This window comes from Synechococcus sp. UW179B, from assembly GCF_900474245.1.
Lineage (GTDB): Bacteria > Cyanobacteriota > Cyanobacteriia > PCC-6307 > Cyanobiaceae > Synechococcus_C.
In genome coordinates this window covers 1-22,927 of the sequence record NZ_UCNZ01000021.1, presented here as the reverse complement: position 1 = coordinate 22,927, position 22,927 = coordinate 1, and the positions used below count along the sequence as shown (strand labels likewise).

Annotated in this window: 19 protein-coding genes; 15 read left to right on the top strand and 4 right to left on the bottom strand. The window is 55.2% G+C overall.

Annotated elements, in window-relative coordinates:
* Nucleotide 1: 1 nt before the first annotated feature.
* The 3 genes from DXY38_RS08840 to DXY38_RS08825 all read left to right on the top strand — a co-directional run bounded on the left by DXY38_RS08840 (nt 2) and on the right by DXY38_RS08825 (nt 3,436).
* Entirely contained in the window at nt 2-1,543 is a 1,542-nt protein-coding gene (locus DXY38_RS08840) for a ferredoxin--nitrite reductase (protein ID WP_115071337.1), read from the top strand.
* 277 nt (nt 1,544-1,820) lie between these two features.
* The gene (locus tag DXY38_RS08830) at nt 1,821-2,711 is read left to right on the top strand and encodes a formate/nitrite transporter family protein (protein ID WP_115071406.1); all 891 of its coding nucleotides are present in this window, start codon (nt 1,821-1,823) and stop codon (nt 2,709-2,711) included.
* An 11-nt stretch (nt 2,712-2,722) separates the two neighbouring features.
* Nucleotides 2,723-3,436 carry a HEAT repeat domain-containing protein gene (locus DXY38_RS08825; protein WP_115071335.1) on the top strand — a complete coding sequence of 238 codons (714 nt, stop codon included), beginning with the start codon at nt 2,723-2,725 and terminating at the stop codon, nt 3,434-3,436.
* Between the two features lie 51 nt (nt 3,437-3,487).
* Here DXY38_RS08825 and cynS read toward each other — a convergent pair whose 3' ends face one another.
* Nucleotides 3,488-3,940 (bottom strand): cyanase, encoded by a 453-nt coding sequence (gene cynS, locus DXY38_RS08820; protein ID WP_115071405.1) that lies wholly within the window; start codon nt 3,938-3,940, stop codon nt 3,488-3,490.
* Between the two features lie 251 nt (nt 3,941-4,191).
* On the opposite strand from cynS, the gene DXY38_RS08815 reads away from it, so the two are divergent.
* From DXY38_RS08815 to DXY38_RS08790, 6 genes are all read left to right on the top strand, one after another.
* Nucleotides 4,192-4,392 (top strand): hypothetical protein, encoded by a 201-nt coding sequence (locus DXY38_RS08815; RefSeq protein WP_115071334.1) that lies wholly within the window; start codon nt 4,192-4,194, stop codon nt 4,390-4,392.
* 91 nt (nt 4,393-4,483) lie between these two features.
* Nucleotides 4,484-5,557: an anthranilate phosphoribosyltransferase family protein gene (locus DXY38_RS08810; protein WP_115071333.1), complete on the top strand. Its 1,074-nt coding sequence runs from the start codon at nt 4,484-4,486 to the stop codon at nt 5,555-5,557.
* Nucleotides 5,558-5,576: 19 nt separating this feature from the next.
* Nucleotides 5,577-6,800 carry an MFS transporter gene (locus tag DXY38_RS08805; protein WP_115071332.1) on the top strand — a complete coding sequence of 408 codons (1,224 nt, stop codon included), beginning with the start codon at nt 5,577-5,579 and terminating at the stop codon, nt 6,798-6,800.
* 60 nt (nt 6,801-6,860) lie between these two features.
* Nucleotides 6,861-8,972 (top strand): polyphosphate kinase 1, encoded by a 2,112-nt coding sequence (gene ppk1, locus DXY38_RS08800; protein ID WP_371411002.1) that lies wholly within the window; start codon nt 6,861-6,863, stop codon nt 8,970-8,972.
* Between the two features lie 187 nt (nt 8,973-9,159).
* Nucleotides 9,160-10,182, top strand: coding sequence for an RpoD/SigA family RNA polymerase sigma factor (locus DXY38_RS08795; protein WP_115071330.1), 1,023 nt, complete (start codon nt 9,160-9,162; stop codon nt 10,180-10,182).
* A 43-nt stretch (nt 10,183-10,225) separates the two neighbouring features.
* The gene (locus DXY38_RS08790; protein ID WP_115071404.1) at nt 10,226-10,837 is read left to right on the top strand and encodes a diacylglycerol/polyprenol kinase family protein; all 612 of its coding nucleotides are present in this window, start codon (nt 10,226-10,228) and stop codon (nt 10,835-10,837) included.
* Nucleotides 10,838-10,860: 23 nt separating this feature from the next.
* On the opposite strand, the gene DXY38_RS08785 is transcribed toward DXY38_RS08790, so the two are convergent.
* On the bottom strand, nt 10,861-11,919 hold the full coding sequence (locus DXY38_RS08785; protein WP_115071329.1) for a 3-deoxy-7-phosphoheptulonate synthase: 1,059 nt from the start codon (nt 11,917-11,919) through the stop codon (nt 10,861-10,863).
* A gap of 114 nt (nt 11,920-12,033) precedes the next feature.
* On the opposite strand from DXY38_RS08785, the gene acnB reads away from it, so the two are divergent.
* The 3 genes from acnB to DXY38_RS08770 are packed head-to-tail and all read left to right on the top strand — an operon-like array spanning nt 12,034 to nt 17,810.
* Nucleotides 12,034-14,616 carry a bifunctional aconitate hydratase 2/2-methylisocitrate dehydratase gene (acnB, locus tag DXY38_RS08780; protein WP_115071328.1) on the top strand — a complete coding sequence of 861 codons (2,583 nt, stop codon included), beginning with the start codon at nt 12,034-12,036 and terminating at the stop codon, nt 14,614-14,616.
* A 19-nt stretch (nt 14,617-14,635) separates the two neighbouring features.
* On the top strand, nt 14,636-16,090 hold the full coding sequence (locus DXY38_RS08775) for a ClC family H(+)/Cl(-) exchange transporter (RefSeq protein WP_115071327.1): 1,455 nt from the start codon (nt 14,636-14,638) through the stop codon (nt 16,088-16,090).
* Nucleotides 16,091-16,124: 34 nt separating this feature from the next.
* The gene (locus DXY38_RS08770; RefSeq protein ID WP_115071326.1) at nt 16,125-17,810 is read left to right on the top strand and encodes a radical SAM protein; all 1,686 of its coding nucleotides are present in this window, start codon (nt 16,125-16,127) and stop codon (nt 17,808-17,810) included.
* Here DXY38_RS08770 and DXY38_RS08765 read toward each other — a convergent pair.
* Both DXY38_RS08765 and purU read right to left on the bottom strand, forming a co-directional pair.
* A complete protein-coding gene (locus tag DXY38_RS08765; protein WP_115071325.1) occupies nt 17,746-19,041 on the bottom strand; it encodes an O-antigen ligase in 1,296 nt (431 codons plus the stop codon). The two genes, DXY38_RS08770 and DXY38_RS08765, sit on opposite strands and share 65 nt — an antisense overlap.
* The gene (purU, locus tag DXY38_RS08760) at nt 19,038-19,892 is read right to left on the bottom strand and encodes a formyltetrahydrofolate deformylase (protein ID WP_115071324.1); all 855 of its coding nucleotides are present in this window, start codon (nt 19,890-19,892) and stop codon (nt 19,038-19,040) included. Before purU ends, DXY38_RS08765 begins: the two co-directional genes overlap by 4 nt.
* Nucleotides 19,893-19,992: 100 nt before the next feature.
* Between purU and psbQ the strand changes: the two genes are divergently transcribed.
* From psbQ to pstS, 3 genes are read left to right on the top strand one after another with little or no spacing between them, the layout of a single operon-like run.
* Nucleotides 19,993-20,451: a photosystem II protein PsbQ gene (gene psbQ, locus DXY38_RS08755; protein WP_006854265.1), complete on the top strand. Its 459-nt coding sequence runs from the start codon at nt 19,993-19,995 to the stop codon at nt 20,449-20,451.
* 14 nt (nt 20,452-20,465) lie between these two features.
* Nucleotides 20,466-21,551 carry an FAD-binding oxidoreductase gene (locus DXY38_RS08750; RefSeq protein ID WP_115071323.1) on the top strand — a complete coding sequence of 362 codons (1,086 nt, stop codon included), beginning with the start codon at nt 20,466-20,468 and terminating at the stop codon, nt 21,549-21,551.
* A gap of 48 nt (nt 21,552-21,599) precedes the next feature.
* On the top strand, nt 21,600-22,604 hold the full coding sequence (gene pstS / locus DXY38_RS08745; protein ID WP_170952905.1) for a phosphate ABC transporter substrate-binding protein PstS: 1,005 nt from the start codon (nt 21,600-21,602) through the stop codon (nt 22,602-22,604).
* Nucleotides 22,605-22,927 lie beyond the last annotated feature (323 nt).

Genomic DNA, 22,927 nt, shown 5'->3' with positions numbered 1-22,927 from the left:
TATGAGCATTCAAATCCCGACAAGAACATTCCTAGAAAACAAGAAGCTCAACAAGATTGAACAGAACAAAGCTTCAAAAGATGGGCTACTTGTGGGCGATGAAATTGAAGAGTTTGCTCGGATTGGCTGGGAAGAAGTAGACGAAACCGATCTACAGCTTCGCCTGAAATGGTATGGAATGTTCTGGCGTCCCAAAACTCCCGGCAAGTTCATGCTTCGCCTACGAGTCCCCAACGGTGTGCTCAGCAATCAGCAACTACGCGTTGTTGCTTCCATTGTTGAACGCTACGGAGAGAATGGAAGCTGCGACATCACAACTCGCCAAAATCTCCAACTTCGAGGAGTCTTACTAGACGACCTGCCAGATATTCTCAAACGCCTTAAATCAGTTGGACTCAGTTCAATTCAATCGGGTTTTGATAACCCTAGAAATGTAACAGGCAACCCATTAGCAGGAATTGACCCGAACGAAATCATTGATACACGCCCATTTACAATTGAGTTGCAAGATTTCCTAACCAACCATTGTGAAGGGAATCCAGAATATTCCAATCTTCCTCGCAAGTGGAATACTGCCGTTGCGGGTGCCAAGGATAATTTTTTACTGCATAACGACATCGTCTTTCATCCCGTCGAACGTGATGGTGTGATGGGTTTCGGGGTCTGGATCGGAGGAATCCTCTCCTCTCAGATGAATGCCTACGCGCTGCCCATGAATGCATGGGTCAAGCAAGATGAGATTTGCAAAATGACGGATTGCGTCATCCGCTTGTGGCGTGACAATGGTGAACGTGATAAGCGTCCTAAAGGGCGCTTTCGCATGTATCTCGACCAACTTGGCGTCGAAACCTTCAGGAACAAAGTTGAAGAACTTTTTGGCCCTCTAGCCGAAGATCCAGGTTCAGTCTTCAATGAAACACCACGCTCTCACTACGGAATTCATCCTCAAAAAAATCCAGGCGAATTTTTCGCAGGGCTTCATGTGAACGTTGGGCGACTCACTGCCAATGATCTTCACGATTTAGCCACTGCAAGCCTTGAATATGGATCTGGCGAAGTGCGTCTAACGGAAGACCAAAACGTCATCATTGTGGGGCTCTCCACAGACAAACTGGACGCATTTCAAGCTGACCCCTTGCTGCAGAGCTTCCCCCTGCAACCGGGAGCCATCGCGGCGGGAACGGTCTCCTGCACAGGAAACACTTACTGCAGTTTTGGTCTCACCAACACCAAAGACCAAGCCATTGCTGCAGCGAAGCAACTCGATGCAGAGCTCGAGCTTCCCGAAGAGCTGAAGATCCATTGGACCGGATGTCCCAACACCTGCGGGCAAGCCTTCATGGGTGCCATTGGTTTGACAGGCACGAAGGCAAAAAACAGCAAAGGAGAAATGGGTGAGGGCTACACCCTGAGCATCGGAGGATCGCAAGGCGAAAATCCACAGATCGGCGAAGTGCAGCAAAAAGCCATTCCCGCTGAAGACATTCAAAATGTTCTTCGACAGGTGCTTATCGAACAATTCGGAGCAAAGCCTCGAGCTTAAGCAAACCGAATTAGCTCGACGACGTCAAACCGTGGCGCTTTATTTTGAAGCCATGGTTAAACGCAATCACGAACCAAACATTTATTCATTTCTCAATGTCTTTCAAAGGTGATTTTCTATCGCGTTTTGTCAATTGGCTCAGCGCAAGTGGCAAAGACAACGAAGCAATTTCTGTATCACCAAAGCAGCAAGATGTTTTCTCACGGTTCATGAATCGCGTCAGCGGTTGATTCACTTTTTTTACTAACACCCAATCATGAGTTCAACAGCTTCCCAGATGGACTACGTCCTGCCTAATGAACTCGTCGACGGCATGATTGCCGCCGGCGGGAAAAAAGCAACAGTCAGCGTCAAAAACCTGCTCATTCGTGGCTTTTATTCCGGCGCCATTCTCGGTCTTGCGGTGATCCTTGCCCTCACAATTGGTCTCAAGAGTGGTCAACCTTGGTTGGGATCCCTGCTCTTCCCCTTCGGTTTTGCAAGCATCGTGCTGTTCGGCATGGAGCTTGTCACTGGCAACTTCGCACTTCTGCCCATGTCCACATGGGCCGGCAAAAGCACCTGGAGTGCCACGTTTAGGAACTGGGGTTGGGTCTGGTTGGGCAACTGGATCGGCACAGCTGTGGTTGCCTTAATCATGGCAATTAGCCTGACCAGTGGTGGCACTGTGGATCCCGCCTCCGCTGCCGATGGTGGTGCCATGTGGCAACAGGTGGCTGCGAAGATCATTGCCCTCAACAAAACCAACGTTGTTACCAAGTACGAGAACCTTCAATCCATGGGATTCTTCTTGGCTTTCCTGCGTGGAGTTGTTGCAAACTGGTTGGTTTGCTTAGGCGTCACGATGGCTCTTGTGAGCAAAAGTGTTCCCGGCAAATTGTTGGCCTGCTGGTTACCGATTACGGCCTTCCAATCGATGGGCATGGAGCACATTGTTGTGAACCAGTTCCTGCATACAGCTGGACCAATCCTCGGTTCAGGCGTTCCTTTCTATAAGGTGATTTTCTGGAATTTCCTCCCAGTCACCTTGGGAAATATTGTTGGAGGAATGGTGTTCATCGGCATGCTCTTCTACAGCACCCATCGCACCAAAATTTCCGATGTGCTTCCCACAGAGCATGATGAAAAGCTAGAACGTGAACTCGCCGCTGAACTCGGCGCCCGCTGACTTCAAACCATATGAGTGCCATTGATGAAGCCTCCCTTTGGGATCGGCTGGCCAATGCACGGAAGATTCCTTTGAATCCAACCTGGCTGGGAGAGGTTTTCTCTCCCAGCCTTTCTGCTGAACTCCGTTTTGCAGTGGCTGAGCGTTTGGGGATGTTCGCAGAAACAGGTTGGCCAATCATCCATGCCCTGATCGAACAGCACGGAATTCATCCTGAATTGATCCATGCAGCCGGCCTATGCCATCAACCTGAAGCAAAAGATTGGTTACTCACGCAGCTGAAGCAATCCCATGATCCAGATGTCCTTTTGCTCAAGGCACTGAGTTGCTGGGGTGCAGAACTCACACTGTCTCAATATGAGCAGATTCTGCAGTTGCCCAGCCAAGCACATCGCCTCGCCGGTTTAGATCTTCTCAGCTTCAAATCTCATCAACTTCAGGCCGTTGAATTACTGCAGTTGTGTGAATGTACTCTGCAAGATTGGCGTGATCCCGTTGTCATCGCCTGCATACGCTTGCTGCAGCGACGAGACGACATTGAGATCAGCACCAGGCTTGCGGTTCTGGTCCATAAAGGCTCCGATGCAGCTGCTGAAGCTGCCTTAAGAGCCTTGGGTTGCATGGCCACAACGCATAGCAAAATAGCGCTGAAGTTACTGAGCACAGAGCTCACCAATCCAGAACGAAGTGCGCACGCCCTCCGCCAGCTTCAACAGCAATATTAAAGACACTAAAAAAACCCGGCTATGCCGGGCATTTTGAATGAGATCAAAAACTCACCATTTTTTATAAGGCAAGAATTTTCCACACATTGTAATCTTTACCCTGTCTCCTTTAGGGTCTTCAACCTTATCCACATCCAAAGTAAAGTCGATGGCACTCATAATTCCATCGCCAAACTTTTCCTGAATAACATCTTTAAGAGGCATACCGTAAACCTGCATGATCTCATAGAAACGATAGATCAGCGGATCTGTAGGAATCACAGGATCTAGGCTTCCTTTCGTCGGAAACTCCTGCAGCGCAGCGGTAATAGCTGGATCGAGAGCCAACAATGTTGCTAATTTATCCGCTTCTTCAGGGGATGCGGTTGCCTGTCCGTAAAAGAGAGAAGCAATCCAAACCTCATCGAGCCCAAGGGCCGCTTCTAAGTCGGCGAAGGAAAGACCCTTCGCCTTCTTTGCCGCCATGAGTGAAGCAGTCAGCGTCGATGGCGAGGGACCAGCCAAGGACGGTGCCAAAGCAGATGTTGTCATGCAATAAAAGACCAATAAAGAACTACTAGAGATCAGCAACCCTTGCGGGACCACTCAGCAGTGAACAAATCATCTACAAGATCAAGACCCAAAAAAGATGCATTGACTACCAATTCAAAAGCTCGGAGCAACCAATAGCAGCATCGGCGACAGAACGACAACAAGGGAAACAGCATCATGATTTAGTTGATGGTTAGTTCGATTTCATGTTTCTTCCCTCACCCATGAATCAGTTCGCTCAAACCCTGAATCAAACCCTAAAGAGTATCAATAACTTCCTTACCAGTGACTCTTTGTCGTTGACCCCAGCCGTTGTGCGTGAAGCCTTTCCAAACCTGCTCATTGAACGGCTTTATTACGCCGAAGGACGTCAGCACCCATCTCACCCCCTACACGGGAGCTATGCGGGCCTTTGCAGAAGCTAGCCAACGGCTTAGATAAAAGATTCTGGTATCAATGACTACCACCGAAGGAGATGATTCTGCGGAACGATCTCTTTCGGTTCCGGTCATATCAATGCAAAGCTCTCCAGAAGCCAATAAGCGTGCATGTTTCAAGCAATTGCTACGCAAAATTGGCAGTGGAGAGCACACCAGCAAAGGTTTAACGCGAAGAGAAGCCGATGAGGCCATGGAATTGATGCTCACGGGAGGAGCTTCAGACGTTCAAATCGGCGCCTTTCTCATTGCCCATCGCATCCGCAGGCCCGAGCCTCAAGAGCTCACCGGCATGCTCGATACCTATAGACGTCTCGGTCCCTGTCTTCAGAGTGAAGCCGATCAACGCCGGCCGATCTGCTTTGGCATGCCCTTTGACGGCCGATCTCGCACGGCACCGATCTACCCCTTAACAACCTTGCTGTTGGTGGGGTCTGGACAGCCTGTGGTCTTGCAGGGAGGGAAGCGAATGCCGGTGAAATTTGGAATCACTGCCGCAGAGCTGTTCGCTTCGATCGGGCTCAACTTGCAGGGACTGTCGATCAATGATGTTCAAGCAGGCTTCAACCTCCATGGTCTTGCCCTCATCTATCAACCGGAACATTTCCCCCTTGGCGAGGCACTGCTTCCCGCGCGGGATGATCTCGGGAAACGACCTCCACTGGCCAGCGCCGAACTGCTCTGGACTGCTCACCAAGGGCACCACCTGCTTGTGAGTGGATTTGTGCATCCACCAACGGAAAGCCGAGCCTGGCAAGCCCTAGAGCTGGCCGGAGAAACGGACGTCATCACCGTGAAGGGCTTAGAGGGCGGAACAGACCTGCCGGTGAGTCGGGCCGGGATCACAGCTCGCATTCACAACTCAGGAGAGCCCGAACGACACATCGTTCACCCCCGAGATCATGGCTGCTTTGGAGACGACCCCCGCTGGGAATCAGAGGAAGCCTGGGCGACGCACGCCAAAGAGGCACTTCTAGGCCAAGGGCCCATGGCCCAATCATTGCGTTGGAACGCAGGCTGCTACCTCTGGTTGAGCGGACTGAGCAAAAGCTTGGAGGACGGTGTAGAGGAGGCCCGCACCATGCAAGCCAATGGAGTTGGCAGCGCCGCCTTGGAACAACTGATCGCCTGGCGGGCGTCTGTGGGAGGGTGATTAACCGTCTCGATCGAACGTGCGCCGTCCACACGTTCCAACGTTATTAAGTGCGTTTCTAACGCTTCTCAATGACCGACTCAGCGAAAGCATTGTTTTTCCATTGCTGCCCTTTCTGTTGGCATCGTTCAATGCCGACGGCCGCACCCTTGGTCTTTTAGCTGGCAGCTACGCCCTTGCTCAGTTCGCAGCGACTCCCTTAATCGGAGCCCTGAGTGATCGCTTCGGCCGCAGGCCTGTGATCGCCATCTGCGTCAGTGGTTCCGTCCTCGGCCTCGGACTGTTTGCGATCACCGTGAGCCAAGACTGGCCCACAGGTGCTGTCTTACCCCTGTTTCTTCTGTTTGGAGCTCGACTCATCGATGGGGTGAGTGGTGGAACAGCCGCCACAGCAGGAGCCGTACTCGCAGACATCACCCCTCCCGAGCAACGCGCACGCGCCTTCGGATTGATCGGAGTGGCCTTCGGGCTTGGTTTCATTATCGGCCCCTTTCTTGGTGGCCAATTAGCGCGCATTGCCGTCACGGTGCCGATCTGGGTGGCAACCGGCTTCGCCGTGCTCAACCTTGTTGTTGTCCTGACGTTGCTCCCTGAAACCCATCCGGTGTCAGAACGCCGCGTCCTTCCCCGCAAACGGGAGCTCAACCCCTTCGCTCAAATCGCGCGGGTGATTGGCAATCCAGCCGTCGGGCGTCTGGCCTTGGGCTTTTTTCTGTTCTTTCTTGCCTTCAATGGCTTCACCGCAATCCTGGTTCTCTATTTCAAGCAACGCTTCAATTGGGGTCCAGAGCTTGCCACTACAGCCTTTTTGATTGTGGGGGTCGTCGCCACCGTGGTCCAGGGTGGTCTGATCGGTCCATTAGTGAAACGGTTTGGGGAGTGGAAACTCACGCTGATCGGCCTCGGTTTGGTGATCGCCGGTTGTTTACTCATCCCCACAACCGATCCGGAGCAAGCCAGGATCGGAGTGTTTACAGCCGTGGCGATTTTGGCCAGCGGCACGGGTCTCGTGACCCCAAGCCTTCGCAGCCTCGTCTCGAGGCGCCTTAGCGATGAAGGACAAGGAGCAGCCCTTGGCAGCCTGCAAGCACTGCAGAGTCTTGGCAGTTTTTTAGGCCCACCTCTCGCTGGACTGGGCTACGACCTCCTGGGTCAAACCAGTCCGTTCTTTGGAGGCGCCGGATTACTTCTAGTCGTCGTGCTCTTAGTGACGCGCAGTCCCCTTGAGGAGTCCACAGGGTGACCGACGATTGCTACCTTTCGCTTGCGAGCACAGTGCTCTCGTCCATTTATGAGCGGCGTCATGCTTCCCGGGAACCTCTACATCAATCGGGAACTCAGCTGGATCGCGTTCAACCGGCGCGTTTTAGCTCAGGCGCTTGACCAAAGAACACAGTTATTAGAGCAGGCCAAATTCAGCGCCATTTTCAGCAACAACCTGGATGAATTTTTCATGGTGCGCGTGGCGTCCTTGAAATCTCAGGTTGAGGCCGGCATCGACAAGCAAAGCGAAGACGGCCTCACCCCTCGGGAGCAGCTCCATGAGATTCGCAATCAGCTCTCAGCTCTGCTGGAGGCCCAGCAAAAGCATTTCCTCGACCATCTGCGCGTAGGGCTGGAGGATCACGGAGTTTTCCTGTTCAACTACCAACAGCTGAACGAAGCCCAGAGGCACTGGGTGGACAATTTCTTTCAAACGGCGATTTTTCCGGTCTTAACGCCCTTAGCGGTGGATCCTGCCCATCCCTTTCCCTTCGTTAGCAATCTCAGCCTCAACGTCGCCGCCCTGATCCATGACCCAGAGTCGGGGCAACGCCAGCTGGCCCGGGTGAAGGTTCCTCAGAAGATCCTTCCGCGCTTTGTCTCAATTCCCACTGAGCTTGGCGGCGCTGATGCCAAGCCATTGCACACAGCAGTGCCTCTTGAGCAGGTCATTGCTTTCAATCTCAGCCTGCTCTTTCCAGGAATGAGCATTGAAGGTCATTACTTTTTCCGGGTCACCAGGGATGCAGACCTGGAACTACGCGACCTTGAAGCCGACGATCTGATGATCGCCATCGAACAGGGCTTGCGAAAGCGAAGGATGGGGGGCGAAGTCGTCCGCCTGGAAGTTGCTAGCGACACACCTCAAGACGTCATTGAGATGTTGATGGACGGTATGTCCGTGGTTGAAGAAGACCTTTACAGGGTGAATGGCCCCCTCGGGCTCGATGATCTTTTCGGCTTGATGAGCCTGCCGTTGCCACACCTCAAAGATGCAACGCATTCAGGTCAAACTCCTGCCATCCTCAGCCGAGCGCAGAGGGGAAGGTTGGAAGATGGCTCCATCAAAGAAGAGGAGTTCGAGAGCATTTTCTCAGTCGTGCGTCGTCGCGATGTTCTCCTCCATCACCCTTACGACTTGTTTTCCACCTCAGTCGAGGAATTTATCAATCAAGCGGCAGATGATCCCCTTGTGATGGGGATCAAGATGACCCTCTACCGCACCTCCAAAGATTCCCCGATCATCGCAGCACTGATCCGTGCAGCAGAAAATGGGAAGCAAGTGATGGCCCTAGTAGAGCTCAAGGCACGTTTTGATGAAGACAACAATATTCAATGGGCCAAACATCTTGAGCGCTCAGGTGTGCATGTGGTCTACGGCGTCATTGGCCTCAAAACGCATACCAAGATTGTTCTGGTCGTACGCAAAGAAAAAGAGCGACTGCGCAGCTACGTGCATATCGGCACTGGCAACTACAACTCCAAAACCTCTCGTCTTTACACCGATCTAGGTCTGCTTTCAGCACGACCAGAGCTCGGTCAAGACCTCGTGGAGTTGTTTAACTACCTAACAGGCTTTTCCAAACAACAAAGCTTCCGCAAGCTACTCGTTGCTCCTGTCTCCCTAAGAAAGGGAATGGAACAATTGATTCGCCGCGAAATCGAACATGCCAAACAAGGCCGTGGTGGATCAATCAAAGCGAAGATGAATTCTCTGGTGGATCCAGGAATCATTGCTCTTTTGTACGAAGCCTCTCAAGCCGGAGTCACCATTCAATTAATTATCAGAGGGATGTGCAGCCTTTACCCGGGCCTTGAAGGCATTAGCGACAACATCAGCGTGGTGAGCATTATTGGTCGCTTCTTAGAGCATTCACGCATCTTTTGGTTTAACAATGGTGGGGAACCAGAGGTGTTCATCGGTAGCGCCGACTTGATGCCACGCAACCTTGACCGACGCGTCGAAGCGGTTGCCCCCATTGAAGAACCCGACCTCAGAGCACAGCTCGAACGCCTACTTGAACGCTACCTAAGCGATAACAGGGGTGCTTGGGACATGCAATCCGACGGTACGTTTATTCAACGGTATCCCGAGGGAGAAGAGCGCAACTCCCAATCGCAGTTAATTGATGACTGGAAAGGAATGCACTAGTTCAACCAAATCGAAAGCAATCCTCAACGACGATTAAAGGCTTAATCAGGAAAAACCCAATATTTCTGTAGCCATCGACACTGCAAATCGATCCAGATAGCGAGCTATCGAAAGGCTTCAGAATTGCAACCGCCACTAAGCGCTCAAGGTGCTAAGTTGCGCCCAAATTCGTCAGGAGACCAGGGTGATGGGGATCCCTCTGGAGTCCAATGAGGCTGCCTCTAAAGGCACTTCTAAGGAACCTTTATTGCCGACAGCTAGTCGACGCAATACAGCCAATCACTCACGTGGCACAAGCCCCGGCCGAGGAAGTCGTTCGGGTGGACGCTTGGCCACTGATTCAATTGGTCATTACTTAAGCAGCATTGGGCGTGTACCACTCCTAACGGCTGCTGAAGAAATTGAGCTTGCCCATCATGTGCAAGCCATGAAAGAGCTTCTTGACATTCAAGAAGAAGACCGCACCCCTAAACAACGCCATCGCATCCGGATGGGGAAGAGAGCACGCGATCGGATGATGGCTGCCAACCTCAGGTTGGTGGTGAGTGTCGCCAAGAAATATCAAAACCAAGGTCTCGAACTTCTCGACCTCGTTCAGGAAGGGGCGATCGGGCTTGAACGTGCTGTCGACAAATTTGACCCCGCGATGGGTTACAAATTTTCGACCTACGCCTACTGGTGGATTCGGCAAGGGATGACACGGGCGATCGACAACAGTGCGCGCACGATCCGTCTGCCGATTCATATCAGTGAAAAGCTGTCGAAAATGCGCAAGATCACCCGGGAGCTTTCCCATCGTTTCGGGCGTCAACCGAACCGTTTGGAGTTGGCTCATGCCATGGGTATTGAACCGAGAGACCTCGAAGAACTCATCTCCCAAAGCGCCCCCTGCGCTTCTCTTGATGCTCATGCCCGGGGCGAAGAAGATCGCAGCACCCTCGGAGAACTGATCCCAGATCCCAACGGCGATGAACCGATGGAAGGCATGGATCGCAGCATTCAGAAGGAGCACCTGGGCGGCTGGCTCTCACAGCTCAACGAGCGCGAACAAAAAATCTTGCGTTTACGGTTCGGCCTTGGTGGAGAAGAACCCCTCACCCTTGCCGAAATTGGCCGTCAAATCAATGTGTCACGAGAACGCGTCCGCCAACTCGAATCCAAAGCCATTTTGAAATTACGCACGATGACCAATCATCAACAGGCCGCCTGAGTCGTCCTTGCCTCTGCCATCTCTCTTGCTCATCGCCCTCTGGATGGGCGGTGTCTTAGGCAGCGCTCTGGTCTGCCGTCAACGCTGGCCGGATCAACGCGAGCTGAGTCGAAAGATTGTTCACATCGGCACTGGACCGGTTCTTCCACTCGCCTGGTTTCTCCGCATTCCAATCGCGATTGCAGTGCCTTGCGCTGCGGTGGTCACCCTGATCACCTTGATCAATCACCGTTGGCACTTGCTGCCTGCGGTGGAGGACGTGGGTCGAAAGAGCTACGGGACCGTTGCCTATGGCGTCGCCATCTGTCTGCTTCTGATCCTCTTTTGGGCTGAAAATCCAGCTGCTGCCTGTGCTGGTGTGCTGGTGATGGCGTTCGGTGATGGCCTGGCAGGTCTGATTGGGCGCGCCGTTCTCTCCCCAAACTGGATGGTCTTGGAGCAGCGCAAGTCCTTCATCGGCACAAGCACGATGGCCATCACCAGTGCTGTGGTGTTGTTCGCCTTAGTGCTAGTGACCCAAAGTCAAATCAACCCACTTCGACTTTTGGCCGTCTGCACGTTGGCTGTCGGGCTCGAACAAATGAGCGTCTGGGGCATCGACAACCTGACCGTTCCCCTTGGCGTAGCCCTGAGTTGGTCCTGGATGACAGCCTGATCACCCCAAAGAACGACTGCGCACTAACTGAACCTTGCTTTGGCAACAGAGGCTGCAAGCTCTCCCAAAAGCTCAGCTGTGGTTTCGATGCTGATGCATGCGTCGGTCACGCTCTGCCCGTACGTGAGGGTGGATAGATCTGAAGCCAACTTTTGGTTGCCTTCCACGAGATGGCTTTCAATCATCACTCCCATGATGTGATCCAGTTTTTGGTCCACCTGAGCAGCCACTGCCTGTAGGACCTCACCCTGACGGCGGTAGTCCTTATTGGAATTGCCATGGCTGCAGTCCACCATCAAGCGATCAGGCAGACCTGCACCAGCCAATTCCGCAGCTGAATCCTGAATCGCTTCCAAGTGGTAATTGGTGCCGCGATTGCCACCCCGTAAAACCAAGTGACCGTCTGGGTTTCCTGTGGTGCTAACGATCGAAGCATGACCCTCACGATTGATGCCGAGGAAATGATGGGGCTTGGAAGCAGCCTGCATGGCATTAATGGCAATCGTGGCACTGCCATCGGTGCTGTTCTTGTAGCCAATAGGCATCGATAAGCCTGAGGCCATTTCACGATGGGTCTGGCTTTCCGTGGTGCGTGCACCAATCGCGGTCCAGCTGATTAAATCGGCGATGTACTGAGGAACCACAGGATCCAACAGCTCTGTCGCGGTGGGCATTCCTTCCCGAGCCAAATCGAGCAACAGGGAGCGGGCCATCCGTAGCCCCGTATTGATGTCATAGGAGCCATCGAGATGGGGATCGTTAATCAACCCCTTCCATCCCACGGTGGTGCGGGGTTTTTCGAAATACACCCGCATCACAATCTCCAGCTCAGCGGAATGGCGCTCACGCAAGGGCGCCAAACGACGGGCGTAGTCCCTGGCCGCCTCCACGTCATGGACAGAACAGGGCCCCACAATCACCAAGAGTCGGCGGTCCAATCCACGCAGGATGGCTTGGATGCGGCTGCGAGCCGTCGCCACCGTTTCTAAAGCCGTTGGATCAATGGGCAGGTCACGATGCAACAGAGCCGGTGGAATCAGTGGTCGCGTGTCCACCACATGCAGATCGTGGGTGGTGGTCATGCCTTGGCCTGAAATTCAATCCAGATTACGCAAGGCGATCCACCGTTAGAAACAACAGGGTGGAACGCTGACCAACAACAATGGTGTGTATCGCTGTCTGCGCCGCCAAAACCGATGCTGAGCACCTATCGCGAGAACGCCAAGGAACGGGAAGGTCAGGGCATCCCGCCGCTTCCTCTTGATGCCGCTCAGACGCAGGCCCTCACGGAACTTCTTCAAAATCCACCGGCGGGAGAAGAGCAGACCTTGCTGCACCTGCTGAGCGAACGCATTCCCCCCGGCGTGGATGAAGCGGCCTATGTCAAAGCAACCTGGTTAAGTGCCGTCGCTCAAGGCAAAGCATCCAGCCCATTGGTGGCGCCTTTGGAGGCGGTGGAATTGCTCGGCACCATGGTGGGCGGGTACAACGTCGCCGCACTGATCGAACTGCTGAAGCATCCAGACGAGATGCTTGCGAGCTGTGCCGTTCAAGGACTTAGCCGCACCCTCTTGGTCTACGACGCATTCAATGACGTCATGGAGCTAGCGACCAGCAACCGTTACGCCCAACAGGTGGTGGACAGCTGGGCTGCAGCGGAATGGTTTACCCGGCGAGATCAACTCGCCGAAGAGATCACCGTCACCGTGTTCAAGGTGGACGGCGAAACCAACACGGACGACCTCTCACCAGCCACCCACGCGACCACCCGTCCCGACATCCCATTGCACGCCCTGGCGATGTTGGAAACCCGTGATCCAGAGGGACTCAACACCATTGAAACCCTGAAGAAGAAAGGTCATCCCGTGGCCTATGTGGGTGATGTGGTCGGCACCGGAAGCTCTCGAAAAAGCGCCATCAACTCCGTGCTTTGGCACACCGGCAATGACATTCCCCATGTTCCCAACAAGCGCGCCGGCGGAGTGATCATTGGCGGCAAAATTGCTCCCATCTTTTTCAACACTGCGGAAGATTCAGGCGCCTTGCCGATTGAGTGCGATGTCAGCGATCTGAACACCGGTGACGTGATCACGATTCGCCCTTACGCCGGCATGATCGAACGCGATGGCGAGGTGATCAGCCGATTTGAACTCAAGCCGAGCACGATCAGCGACGAAGTGCGTGCTGGTGGTCGCATCCCACTGATGATTGGTCGCGCTCTCACCGACAAGGTGCGCAGCCAACTGGGACTAGCTCCTTCTGAAACGTTCATCCGGCCTAGCGCCCCTGCCGACACGGGAAAAGGCTTCACCTTGGCGCAAAAAATGGTGGGCAAAGCTTGCGGTCTTCCAGGCGTCCGTCCCGGCACGAGCTGTGAGCCGCTGATGACCACCGTTGGCAGTCAAGACACCACCGGGCCCATGACCCGGGACGAAATGAAGGAATTGGCCTGCCTGGGCTTTTCCGCTGATTTGGTGATGCAGAGCTTCTGCCATACCGCCGCTTACCCCAAACCAGTAGACCTGCAGACCCAGAAGGAACTGCCTGATTTCTTTGCCCAGCGCGGCGGTGTTGCCCTACGCCCCGGTGACGGCATCATCCACAGCTGGCTCAATCGCATGCTCTTGCCCGACACCGTGGGCACAGGAGGTGACAGCCACACCCGGTTCCCCCTCGGCATTTCTTTTCCGGGAGGCTCAGGGGTTGTGGCCTTTGCTGCCGCCATCGGCGCCATGCCCCTCGACATGCCCGAATCGGTGCTGGTCCGGTTCAGCGGCTCTCTTCAGTCGGGGGTCACCCTCCGCGATGTCGTGAATGCGATTCCCTGGGTCGCGATCCAAAAGGGCCTGCTCACCGTGGAAAAAGCCAACAAGAAGAACGTCTTCAATGGCCGAATCATGGAAATTGAAGGACTGCCAGATCTCAAGCTGGAGCAAGCCTTCGAACTCACGGACGCCACGGCGGAACGCTCTTGCGCAGGCTGCACCATCAAATTGTCCGAAGCCACCGTGAGTGAATATCTGAGCAGCAATGTGGCGCTGCTCAAAAACATGATTGCGCGCGGCTACAGCGATGCCCGCACCCTGGCGCGACGGATCAAGGTGATGGAGGACTGGCTGGCCAACCCCCAACTCCTTCAAGCGGATGACGACGCTCAATACGCCGAAGTGATTGAGATCAATCTCGATGAGCTCACCGAACCCGTCCTCGCCTGCCCGAACGATCCCGACAACGTGAAGCTGCTCAGCGAAGTGGCTGGCGAAGCCGTTCAAGAGGTGTTCATCGGCTCTTGCATGACCAACATCGGCCACTACCGCGCCGCGGCCAAAGTGCTCGAAGAAGCCGGCGACATCGCTGCCAGGCTTTGGGTTTGCCCGCCCACGCGTATGGACGAGGACATGCTCAAGCAAGAGGGCTACTACGCCACATTTGAAGCAGCCGGCAGCCGCATGGAAATGCCAGGCTGCTCGCTCTGCATGGGCAATCAAGCCCGGGTGGATGACGACACCACCGTGTTCTCCACCAGCACTCGCAACTTCAACAACCGGCTTGGCAAAGGAGCGCAGGTCTACCTGGGCAGCGCTGAATTAGCCGCTGTCTGCGCCCTACTCGGACGCATTCCCACACCCGATGAATACCAACGGATTGCCGCGGAGAAAATCGACCCACTCTCCGCAGAGCTGTACCGATACCTCAACTTCGACCAAATCGATAACTTCGTCGAACAGGGCCGAGTGCTGAGCGCTACGGAACAAGCGGAGGTCATGGCCGGCGCCTAAACGGCATCCGCTCAAAGCCATGACAGCAGCTAGCGACCTAGAAGAAAAACAAGATCCATCCGGTTCGAGTCGGAGCATTCGCCGGCTGCTCGAACAGCGCTGGCTGGTGGTCGTGCTCGCCTTGATGTTCACAGGGCTTGGCGCAGCCCTAACGGGAGTGCTGTTTAAGGAAGGAATCAAAGTTTTAGGTGCCTGGCGCCTGGAACTGCTGGCAGACCTTCCTGCTTGGGCCGTTCTCCCTGGCTTAGGCGCAACAGGTGGTTTGGTGTCTGGATTACTGGTGTCGCGGCTGGCACCATCAGCAGGTGGATCCGGAATCACCCACATCATGGGATTCCTGAACCATCGGGCTGTCCCGATGGGTCTCAAGGTGGGCTTGGTCAAACTGGTTGCCGGGATCGTCGCCATCGGCAGCGGCTTCCCCCTCGGGCCGGAAGGTCCCGCCGTTCAGATGGGGGGATCGGTGGCCTGGCAACTCGCGCGTTGGCTAAGAGCACCTGCGGCATTTCGTCGCGTGATCGTCGCAGCGGGCGGTGGAGCAGGGATTGCGGCCGTATTTCACGCTCCGATTGGCGGATTTTTCTACGCCATTGAGGAATTACTGCACTCCGTAAGACCAGTCGTAATGCTGCTGGTGATCGTCACCACCTTTTTGGCTGATGCCTGGGCGGATGTCTTGGGATTAGCGGGTTTAAGCACAGGTGGCAGCGGACTGGACACTGGCCTTGGCTTTCAGCTGGAGAAGGAATACGAACCATTGGTGAGCTTTTTACCCATAGATCTGGGCTACCTGATCGGACTAGGCGTTGTTGTGGGTGTGTTGGCCGAGCTGTATTGCCGCTACGTCATCGCCATGCAGAAACAAGGTCATCGTTGGTTTCGGGACCGCCTCGTTCTGCGCATGGTGATCAGCGGAGCACTGCTCGGTGGGGTGTATTCATGTCTCCCCTCTGCATTTCACAACCTCGAAGGCTTACAAGACCTCATCGGTGATGGGAAAGCAGATATTCCAATGGCGCTCGGCACCTTTGTGGTGCTGTTTTTCAGCACCGGATTAGCAGCAGCCTCTGGTGCACCCGGAGGCTTGTTTTTTCCAATGCTGACCCTGGGCGGTGCGATCGGCCTCGCCTGTGGGATTTGGGTGGAAGCACTCACCGGCCACGTCCCCAGCACCTATGTCTTTGCAGGGATGGGCGCCTTCGTGGCCAGTTGTTCGCGCACGCCGATCACGGCCATGTTTTTGGCCTTCGCTTTAACGAAGGACTTGTTAGTCCTGAAACCAATTCTGGTGGCCTGCTTGGCGAGTTTTCTGATTGCACGCCTGTTTGATCACCGCTCGATCTACGAACGACAGATGGGGCTTGAGTTTCTCGAGGAAGATCACCTCCAAGCCGAAAACGAACGCCGGGCCTTTCAACCACCCAAACCCCAATCAGACCAAGACGAGCCAGACCCCGAAGACAACAACCCCTAGGAATTGTCTCTGCTCCGTTGATCCTGCAGGATGCATGGGTGATGCATGGGCGCTGCTGAACCGCGAAACCCTTCTGTTTGAACCTGCTGCACCCGAAGCAGGGGCACTGAAAACAGTGCTGGCCTTTCCAAGCACTTACACCGTAGGCATCACCAGCCTTGGCTACCAACTCGTATGGGCCAGCTTGGCCATGCGCTCCGACCTCGATGTCAGGAGACTGTTTACAGATCAGGGAGATCCGCAACACCGTCGCTGTGATCTGTTTGGACTGTCCCTGAGCTGGGAACTCGATGGACCGGTTCTGTTGGATCTCCTCGAGCAACAACGCATTCCCCTTTGGAGCCATGAACGGGGTGATCAGGATCCAATCGTGTTCGGTGGCGGTCCCGTTTTAACCGCCAACCCCGAACCCTTGGCCCCATTTTTTGATGTCGTGCTGCTTGGGGATGGAGAGGAACTGCTGCCCACCTTCATCGATGCCGTCCAGCAGATGCGGGACGAACCCCGTCACAAGCGGCTTCATCACCTAGCGCAGATCCCCGGCATCTACGTGCCCGATCTTCATGCTCCGCAGTTCAGTGCCGACGGCGCCCTGCTGGGCATCAAACCCAGAGAGGCCGATCTGCCGGAGCGAATCGCCAAGCAAACCTGGAGGGGCAACAGCCTGAGCCATTCCACGGTGATCACCCCTGAGGCCGCCTGGCCCGACATTCATATGGTGGAGGTGGTGCGCAGCTGCCCGGAACTGTGCCGCTTTTGCTTGGCGAGTTATCTCACCTTGCCCTTCCGAACCCCGTCTCTTGATGACGGCCTCATTCCTGCCGTCGAGAAGGGGCTTCAGGCAACCCGTCGTCTTGGCTTGCTAGGCGCCTCTGTCACCCAACATCCCCAGTTCAGCGATTTGCTGGAGTGGCTGGATCAAGACCGCTTTGATGATTTACGCGTCAGTGTGAGCTCCGTACGAGCGGCCACCGTGACCCCACAACTAGCGGGAACCTTGAGTCGCCGCGGTAGCAAGTCGATCACGATCGCCATCGAAAGCGGAAGTGATCGGATGAGACGCGTCGTGAATAAGAAACTCAGCCGCGAGGAAATCAACGACGCAGCCCGGTACGCCAAAGAAGGAGGACTGAAAAGCCTCAAGCTCTACGGAATGGTGGGACTTCCCACGGAGCAGGACGACGACGTCGAGGCCACCGCCGATCTGCTGCTGGATCTGAAAAAACAAACTCCAGGCCTGCGCTTCACCTTGGGCGTGAGCACCTTCGTTCCTAAAGCCCACACACCCTTTCAGTGGCAAGGGGTCAAGCCAGAAGCTGACAAACGCCTCAAACGACTCGCCAAACGACTCAAACCCAAAGGGGTGGAACTCCGGCCTGAAAGCTACGGCTGGAGCGTGATCCAGGCCCTGCTCTCCCGCAGTGACCGTCGACTCGCACCAGTGATCGCCGCGGTGAGGGGCTCTCAAGAGAGTCTTGGTGGTTGGAAAAAGGCCTATCGAGCCGCACGGTCGGAGGAATTACCTGCCGCTAGCTCTGCCGGAGTGCCTTTGCCCCGGCCACCCGCCTGGGAGGAGGTGGTTCATCACACCTGGGCCGATCACCAGATTCTTCCCTGGTGTCATCTGGATGGTCCCCTCCCCAGCGACACGCTTCTTAAGCATCAACGTGAAGCGCTGAGTCCAGAGAACGCTCCTGAAAGCGCTCCTGATTCGGTCTGAGCAAACAGCGCAATCCCGCCAGCAAAATCCAGCCAGCAATATTCACGCGGCTATCAAAAAACGGCAAATCGGTCCCATGCAGCACCATCAAGATCAGCACCGCTGCCCACCAGGCACGATCAAACAATCGTGTGACCCCACGACGGAGTGCCACGATCAACAAAGCCAACACCAGCCCTGCCACCAAAGCGGCCACCGGTAAACCATGGGCAATGGCCAGTTCAAGGGGAAGGTTGTGAGCATGGCCATGCCATTTCCCCGTTCTGAGCGGATAAATCACCGAAAAAGCCGCTGCCCCCCATCCCAGCCAGGGCCTCTCAGCGATCAACTGAACCGCCACACCCCACTGACTCAGGCGCGTGGAGGCAAGGACGCGCTCACCAGCGTGCTGGCTATCACTGAGCCTTCCCCAGATCGCCTCTGGCACCAACGAGCGCGCGGGGGCCTGAATCAACAGCGGCACCCCAGGAACAACAGAGAGAGTCAACAGCCCAAGGCCAACCACCAGCAGCGGCACCAGCCAGGGCCAACTCATAGGACCCAACACAATCGGTAGCGCCAGCACCAACGCGCCCCAGCCATTCCTCGACTCGGTGAGCACGAGGGCCGTCACAAAAGCGGCCACCAAGCCAAGAACAACACTCCTCCGCAGCTTGCTCAGGCCCGGTTGAATCAGTGCTGCAAGCGCCAACGGCCAAACCAGGGCCAACCAGGCTGCAGCGATATTGGCGTAATCAAACAGTCCTGACAGGCGACCCTCAGGTTCACCACCAGGGGTCATGAACCAGATAATCGAACCACCCAGGACTTGCCAGGGACCTTGCCAGCCCCACCAAAGTTGTCCCAAACCCGTCAACACCACGGGGAAGCTACCGGCCACAAGCCAAAGCGCAGAACGACGGCGTGCCTCAGCCGAACTGACGTAGGGCTGAAAGCCCCAAAACGCCCAAAAGAATGGCAACCAGTTCCCCATGCCGACCCAGGCCAGGGACCCGGAATAGGAGCCGAAGCATCCAATCACCATCAACAAGGACGCCAAAAACAAAGGCGCGTTCCAGGGGTCACGCCAAAACGGACGCTCACTCCTCCAACTGCTCATGAGCAGAGAGGGAAACAACAACAAGCTGGCCAGCAGCGCCGAAGAGGGCAGCAAGAACAAGCCAATCTGGAAACATCGCCAACCCCAGCGCGACGATTGGGGCGGGCGGGATGCATCGATGCGCTGGATCACGCGAACACCGCCGTCCGGCCGCGATACACCATGACCTGCCGGCAGAGATGCAACCGCAGAGCCCGGGCCAAGGCCAATCGCTCCGTGTCCCGGCCCTTACGAATCAAATCCTCCACCTCATCGCGATGACTCACAGACAGGGTGGCCTGCTCAATGATCGGACCATCATCTAAGTCTTCGGTGACGTAATGCGCCGTGGCACCGATCAACTTCACGCCCCGGTCCCAGGCGCGGTGATATGGCTGAGCACCTTTAAACGCAGGCAAGAACGAGTGATGGATATTGATCACCTGGGAGAAGCGCTCTAAAAAATCACCGCTTAGCACTTGCATGTATTTCGCCAACACAGCGAGTTCAATGCTTTGCTCTTCAAGAAGGTCAAGAATGCGGTTTTCCGCGTCCCGCTTGGTTGCCGGAGTGACCGGTACGTGGACAAATCGCCCACCAAAATCACCACAGAGTGGCTCCAAATCGGGATGATTGGAGATCACTAACGCAACCTCCATCGGCAATTCACCGCTGCGAGAGCGCCAAAGCAAATCCAGCAGACAGTGGCTCTGTTTACTCACAAAGATCGCAACTCGGGGCAACTCATCGGAGAAATGGAGCTGGGCCTCACCGCCGAGCCGCTCCGCAAGGGCAGAAACCGCTGGCTCAATCGCGTGCCGAGGCAACCCGAATCCATCAAGCTCCCACTCAATCCGACTTAAAAACAACCCTGCACCCGAGTCGGTGTGGTGGTCAGCGTGACGAATGTTGCCGCCGTTGGCTGCCACCCAACCAGCCAGCTCACTCACAAGTGCTGACCGATCAGGACAGATCAGTTGAAGGATGACCGTTGAGCCGTTCACGCGCAGCAGATATTCACAAGTTCATTCTCTCTTGGCAGTCATTGCTCGGGGAACGGAATTACGCAGGTAAACTCGCGGACTCCCTTCTCTACCGATCCCCATGCTGAGCGCCCTGCGTCGCCTCGCTGCGTTTTGCCTCTGCGTGTGCCTCTGCTTCGGCCTCGCGGCCTGCAGCGGTAATGGCAATGCCAAGCCCGCAACGATTAGCCCTGAAGACATGGCAGTCATCCGTAGGCAAGCCGAGGGATTCACGCAAGCCCAGGAACGTCTTCCAGATTTGGCAGCCCTTGTTAATCAGCGCGATTGGACCTTTACCCGCAACCTGATTCACGGACCGATGCAAGAGGTCGGTCGCGAGATGCTGTACATCAATCAGCGCCTCCTTCCAAACGACCGGGCCGAAGCCAACAAGCTGGCAACCAAGCTCAAAGAAGCTCTCGCTGATGTGGATGAGGCCGCCCGTCTCCAAGACGGAACACGCTTGCAAAAGTCCTACACATCCGTTGCAACGGGTTTTGCTAATTACGCCCGCGTTATTCCCGCCGAAGCGTTGAGCTGATTACCTCGATTGCCGTGATTGGTGCTGGTGCCGTCGGCGCCGGCACGGCTTGGCATCTGGCCCGTCAAGGACACACCGTCACGTTGATTGACCCGTCGTTAGACGCGCCGATTCAGCGCAGCAACGAATGTGACCAATCCCTCAATGGCACGACTGCTTCGCTTGGCGTGTTGATGGGGAACGTCTTCCGTCGATCAAGCGGACGGGCTTGGCGGCTGCGTCAACGCAGCATGGAGCTTTGGCCTCAATGGGTGGAGAGGCTGAATCATCCGGATACGCCCCTGCAGCTCCACTCTCCTCTGATCCAACTGGCTTCTGACCCAATGGAGGCAGAACGCATGGAGGCATTAGCCAATCAACGCCATGACCTTGGGCTCGAAAGCTTCAGCTCAGTGAACACGGGATCCCATCCGGTCCCCTGGCCCAATCCTGGGCATGGAGGATTGCTTTCCAAACATGACGGACGGATTGATCCCCTTGCCCTGCAACGGGCGCTGAGACGCAGCCTCAAGGCAGAAAAGGTCGGGCTTTTACCGGCTCGCGTGACAAAACTCCATCGAACGAGCACCGGGGAAGACAACCGCTGGCACCTGGAGTTGGACTCAGACCGCACCATTGACTGCGCCGTTGTTGTGCTCTGCACAGCCTTGGCCAGTGCATTGTTGCTCCAACCTCTTGGGCACGACTATCCAATGGGTGCAGTGCTTGGCCAGGTGCTGGATCTTCAAGTCTCGGCCCCCAGCAAGGCATGGGATCACTGGCCAGCAGTACTGGTTTGCAATGGAGTCAATCTGATTCGCCATGGCAACAACCGTCTTTGGCTTGGAGCAACCCTGGAACAAGGCGAGGAACCTTCCACTGAAGAGCCTGCAATCATGCGGCGATTGGATGGCCTGGCACCCCACTGGCTGCAACAGGCCGAGGTGATCGATCAATGGCATGGCCTCAGGGCCAGACCCTCTGGACAGCCAGCACCATTGCTTGACGTGTTGGAGCCAGGCTTGATTCTGGCCAGCGGGCATTATCGAAACGGAGTTCTTTTGGCGCCTGCTACGGCAGACTGGGTTTGTCAGCAAATCTCGATCTTTATTGGTCTTTGACACCTCAGATCTAGAGATGACATGCAAGTAAATCGCTCCTTCGATCTCATGCTTCGCCGTTTCTTGAGCCCCTCCAGTACTGCACTGATCAGCGTTGCTGCCGCTTTCAGTCTTGCTGCCTGCTCCTCGGGCAATCAGGGAACTGGCAAACAACAAGGCCGACTATCAGCAGCGGGGGCCTCATTCCCAGCTGCGATTTACCAACGCTGGTTCCAAGATCTGGCACCACAAGGAATTCAGGTCAATTACCAATCCGTTGGATCAGGTGCAGGAGTCCGTCAATTCACTGCAGGCACCGTTGACTTCGGGGCTTCTGACAAGCCAATGCAAGCCGAAGCCATTGCCAAAGTGAGTCGCGGCGTCGTCCAGGTTCCGATGACAGCAGGCGCCATCGCGGTGGCATATCACAATCCAGGCTGTGAATTGAAGCTCACACGAGAGCAACTTGCTGGAATCTTTTTAGGCAAGATTCGTGATTACAAGGAGTTGGGCTGCCAATCCAAAGCCATCAAAGTGGTGCATCGCTCCGATGGCTCTGGCACCACTTACAACTTCACGAAGCACCTCTCTGCCATCAGTTCGGAATGGAGCAACGCTGTAGGCGCCAATAAATCCGTTCAATGGCCTACAGGCGTAGGAGCCAAAGGCAATGAGGGTGTCGCCGCTCAACTCACCCAGATTGATGGTGGGATTGGCTATGTCGAGCTGGCCTATGTCAAAGGGGATTTACAAGCGGCTGCCATTCAAAACGGCTCCGGAGAAAAAGTGGTGCCAACCAATGCCACGGCAAATCGTGCCCTGGGTTCCATCGACCTCGGACCCAATCTCATCGGTAGCAATGCCAATCCAGAGAACGGATATCCGATCGTGACCTTCACCTGGGTGCTGGCTTACGCCAACGGCAACGGAGCAAACACGGATGTACTCAAATCAACCTTCGATTACATGTTGTCGGAGGAATCCCAAGCGAAAGCTCCCGCGCTGGGCTACATCTCCCTTCCTCCAGAGGTGATCGTTCGAGCCAAAGCAGCGGCTAACACGATTAAGGAGTAAGCCACCAGCAGAAACCACGATGGATAAGTTTTTGCAGCTAGGCGTGGACCTCAGACAATCACTTTAGAAGCCAATTCTCCATTAAAAATCTCATACTCTTCTGTAATATGGGGAAAGCAAATAACAGAACATTCCTCAAAAGGGGGATCAATCTTTTAGTGATCAGAACTTGAAGGTGGTCTTCAGGAGGCCGCCAAAGTTGTTGAACTGAGTGTCTCTGGAATTGTTCTGACGGTCGCCACCGAAGGCACGGTTTCCACCATCAGTGAGATCGCCATAAGGGCGGCTGAGGTAGTAGATCGCAGGAGTCACAGAGATGTTGT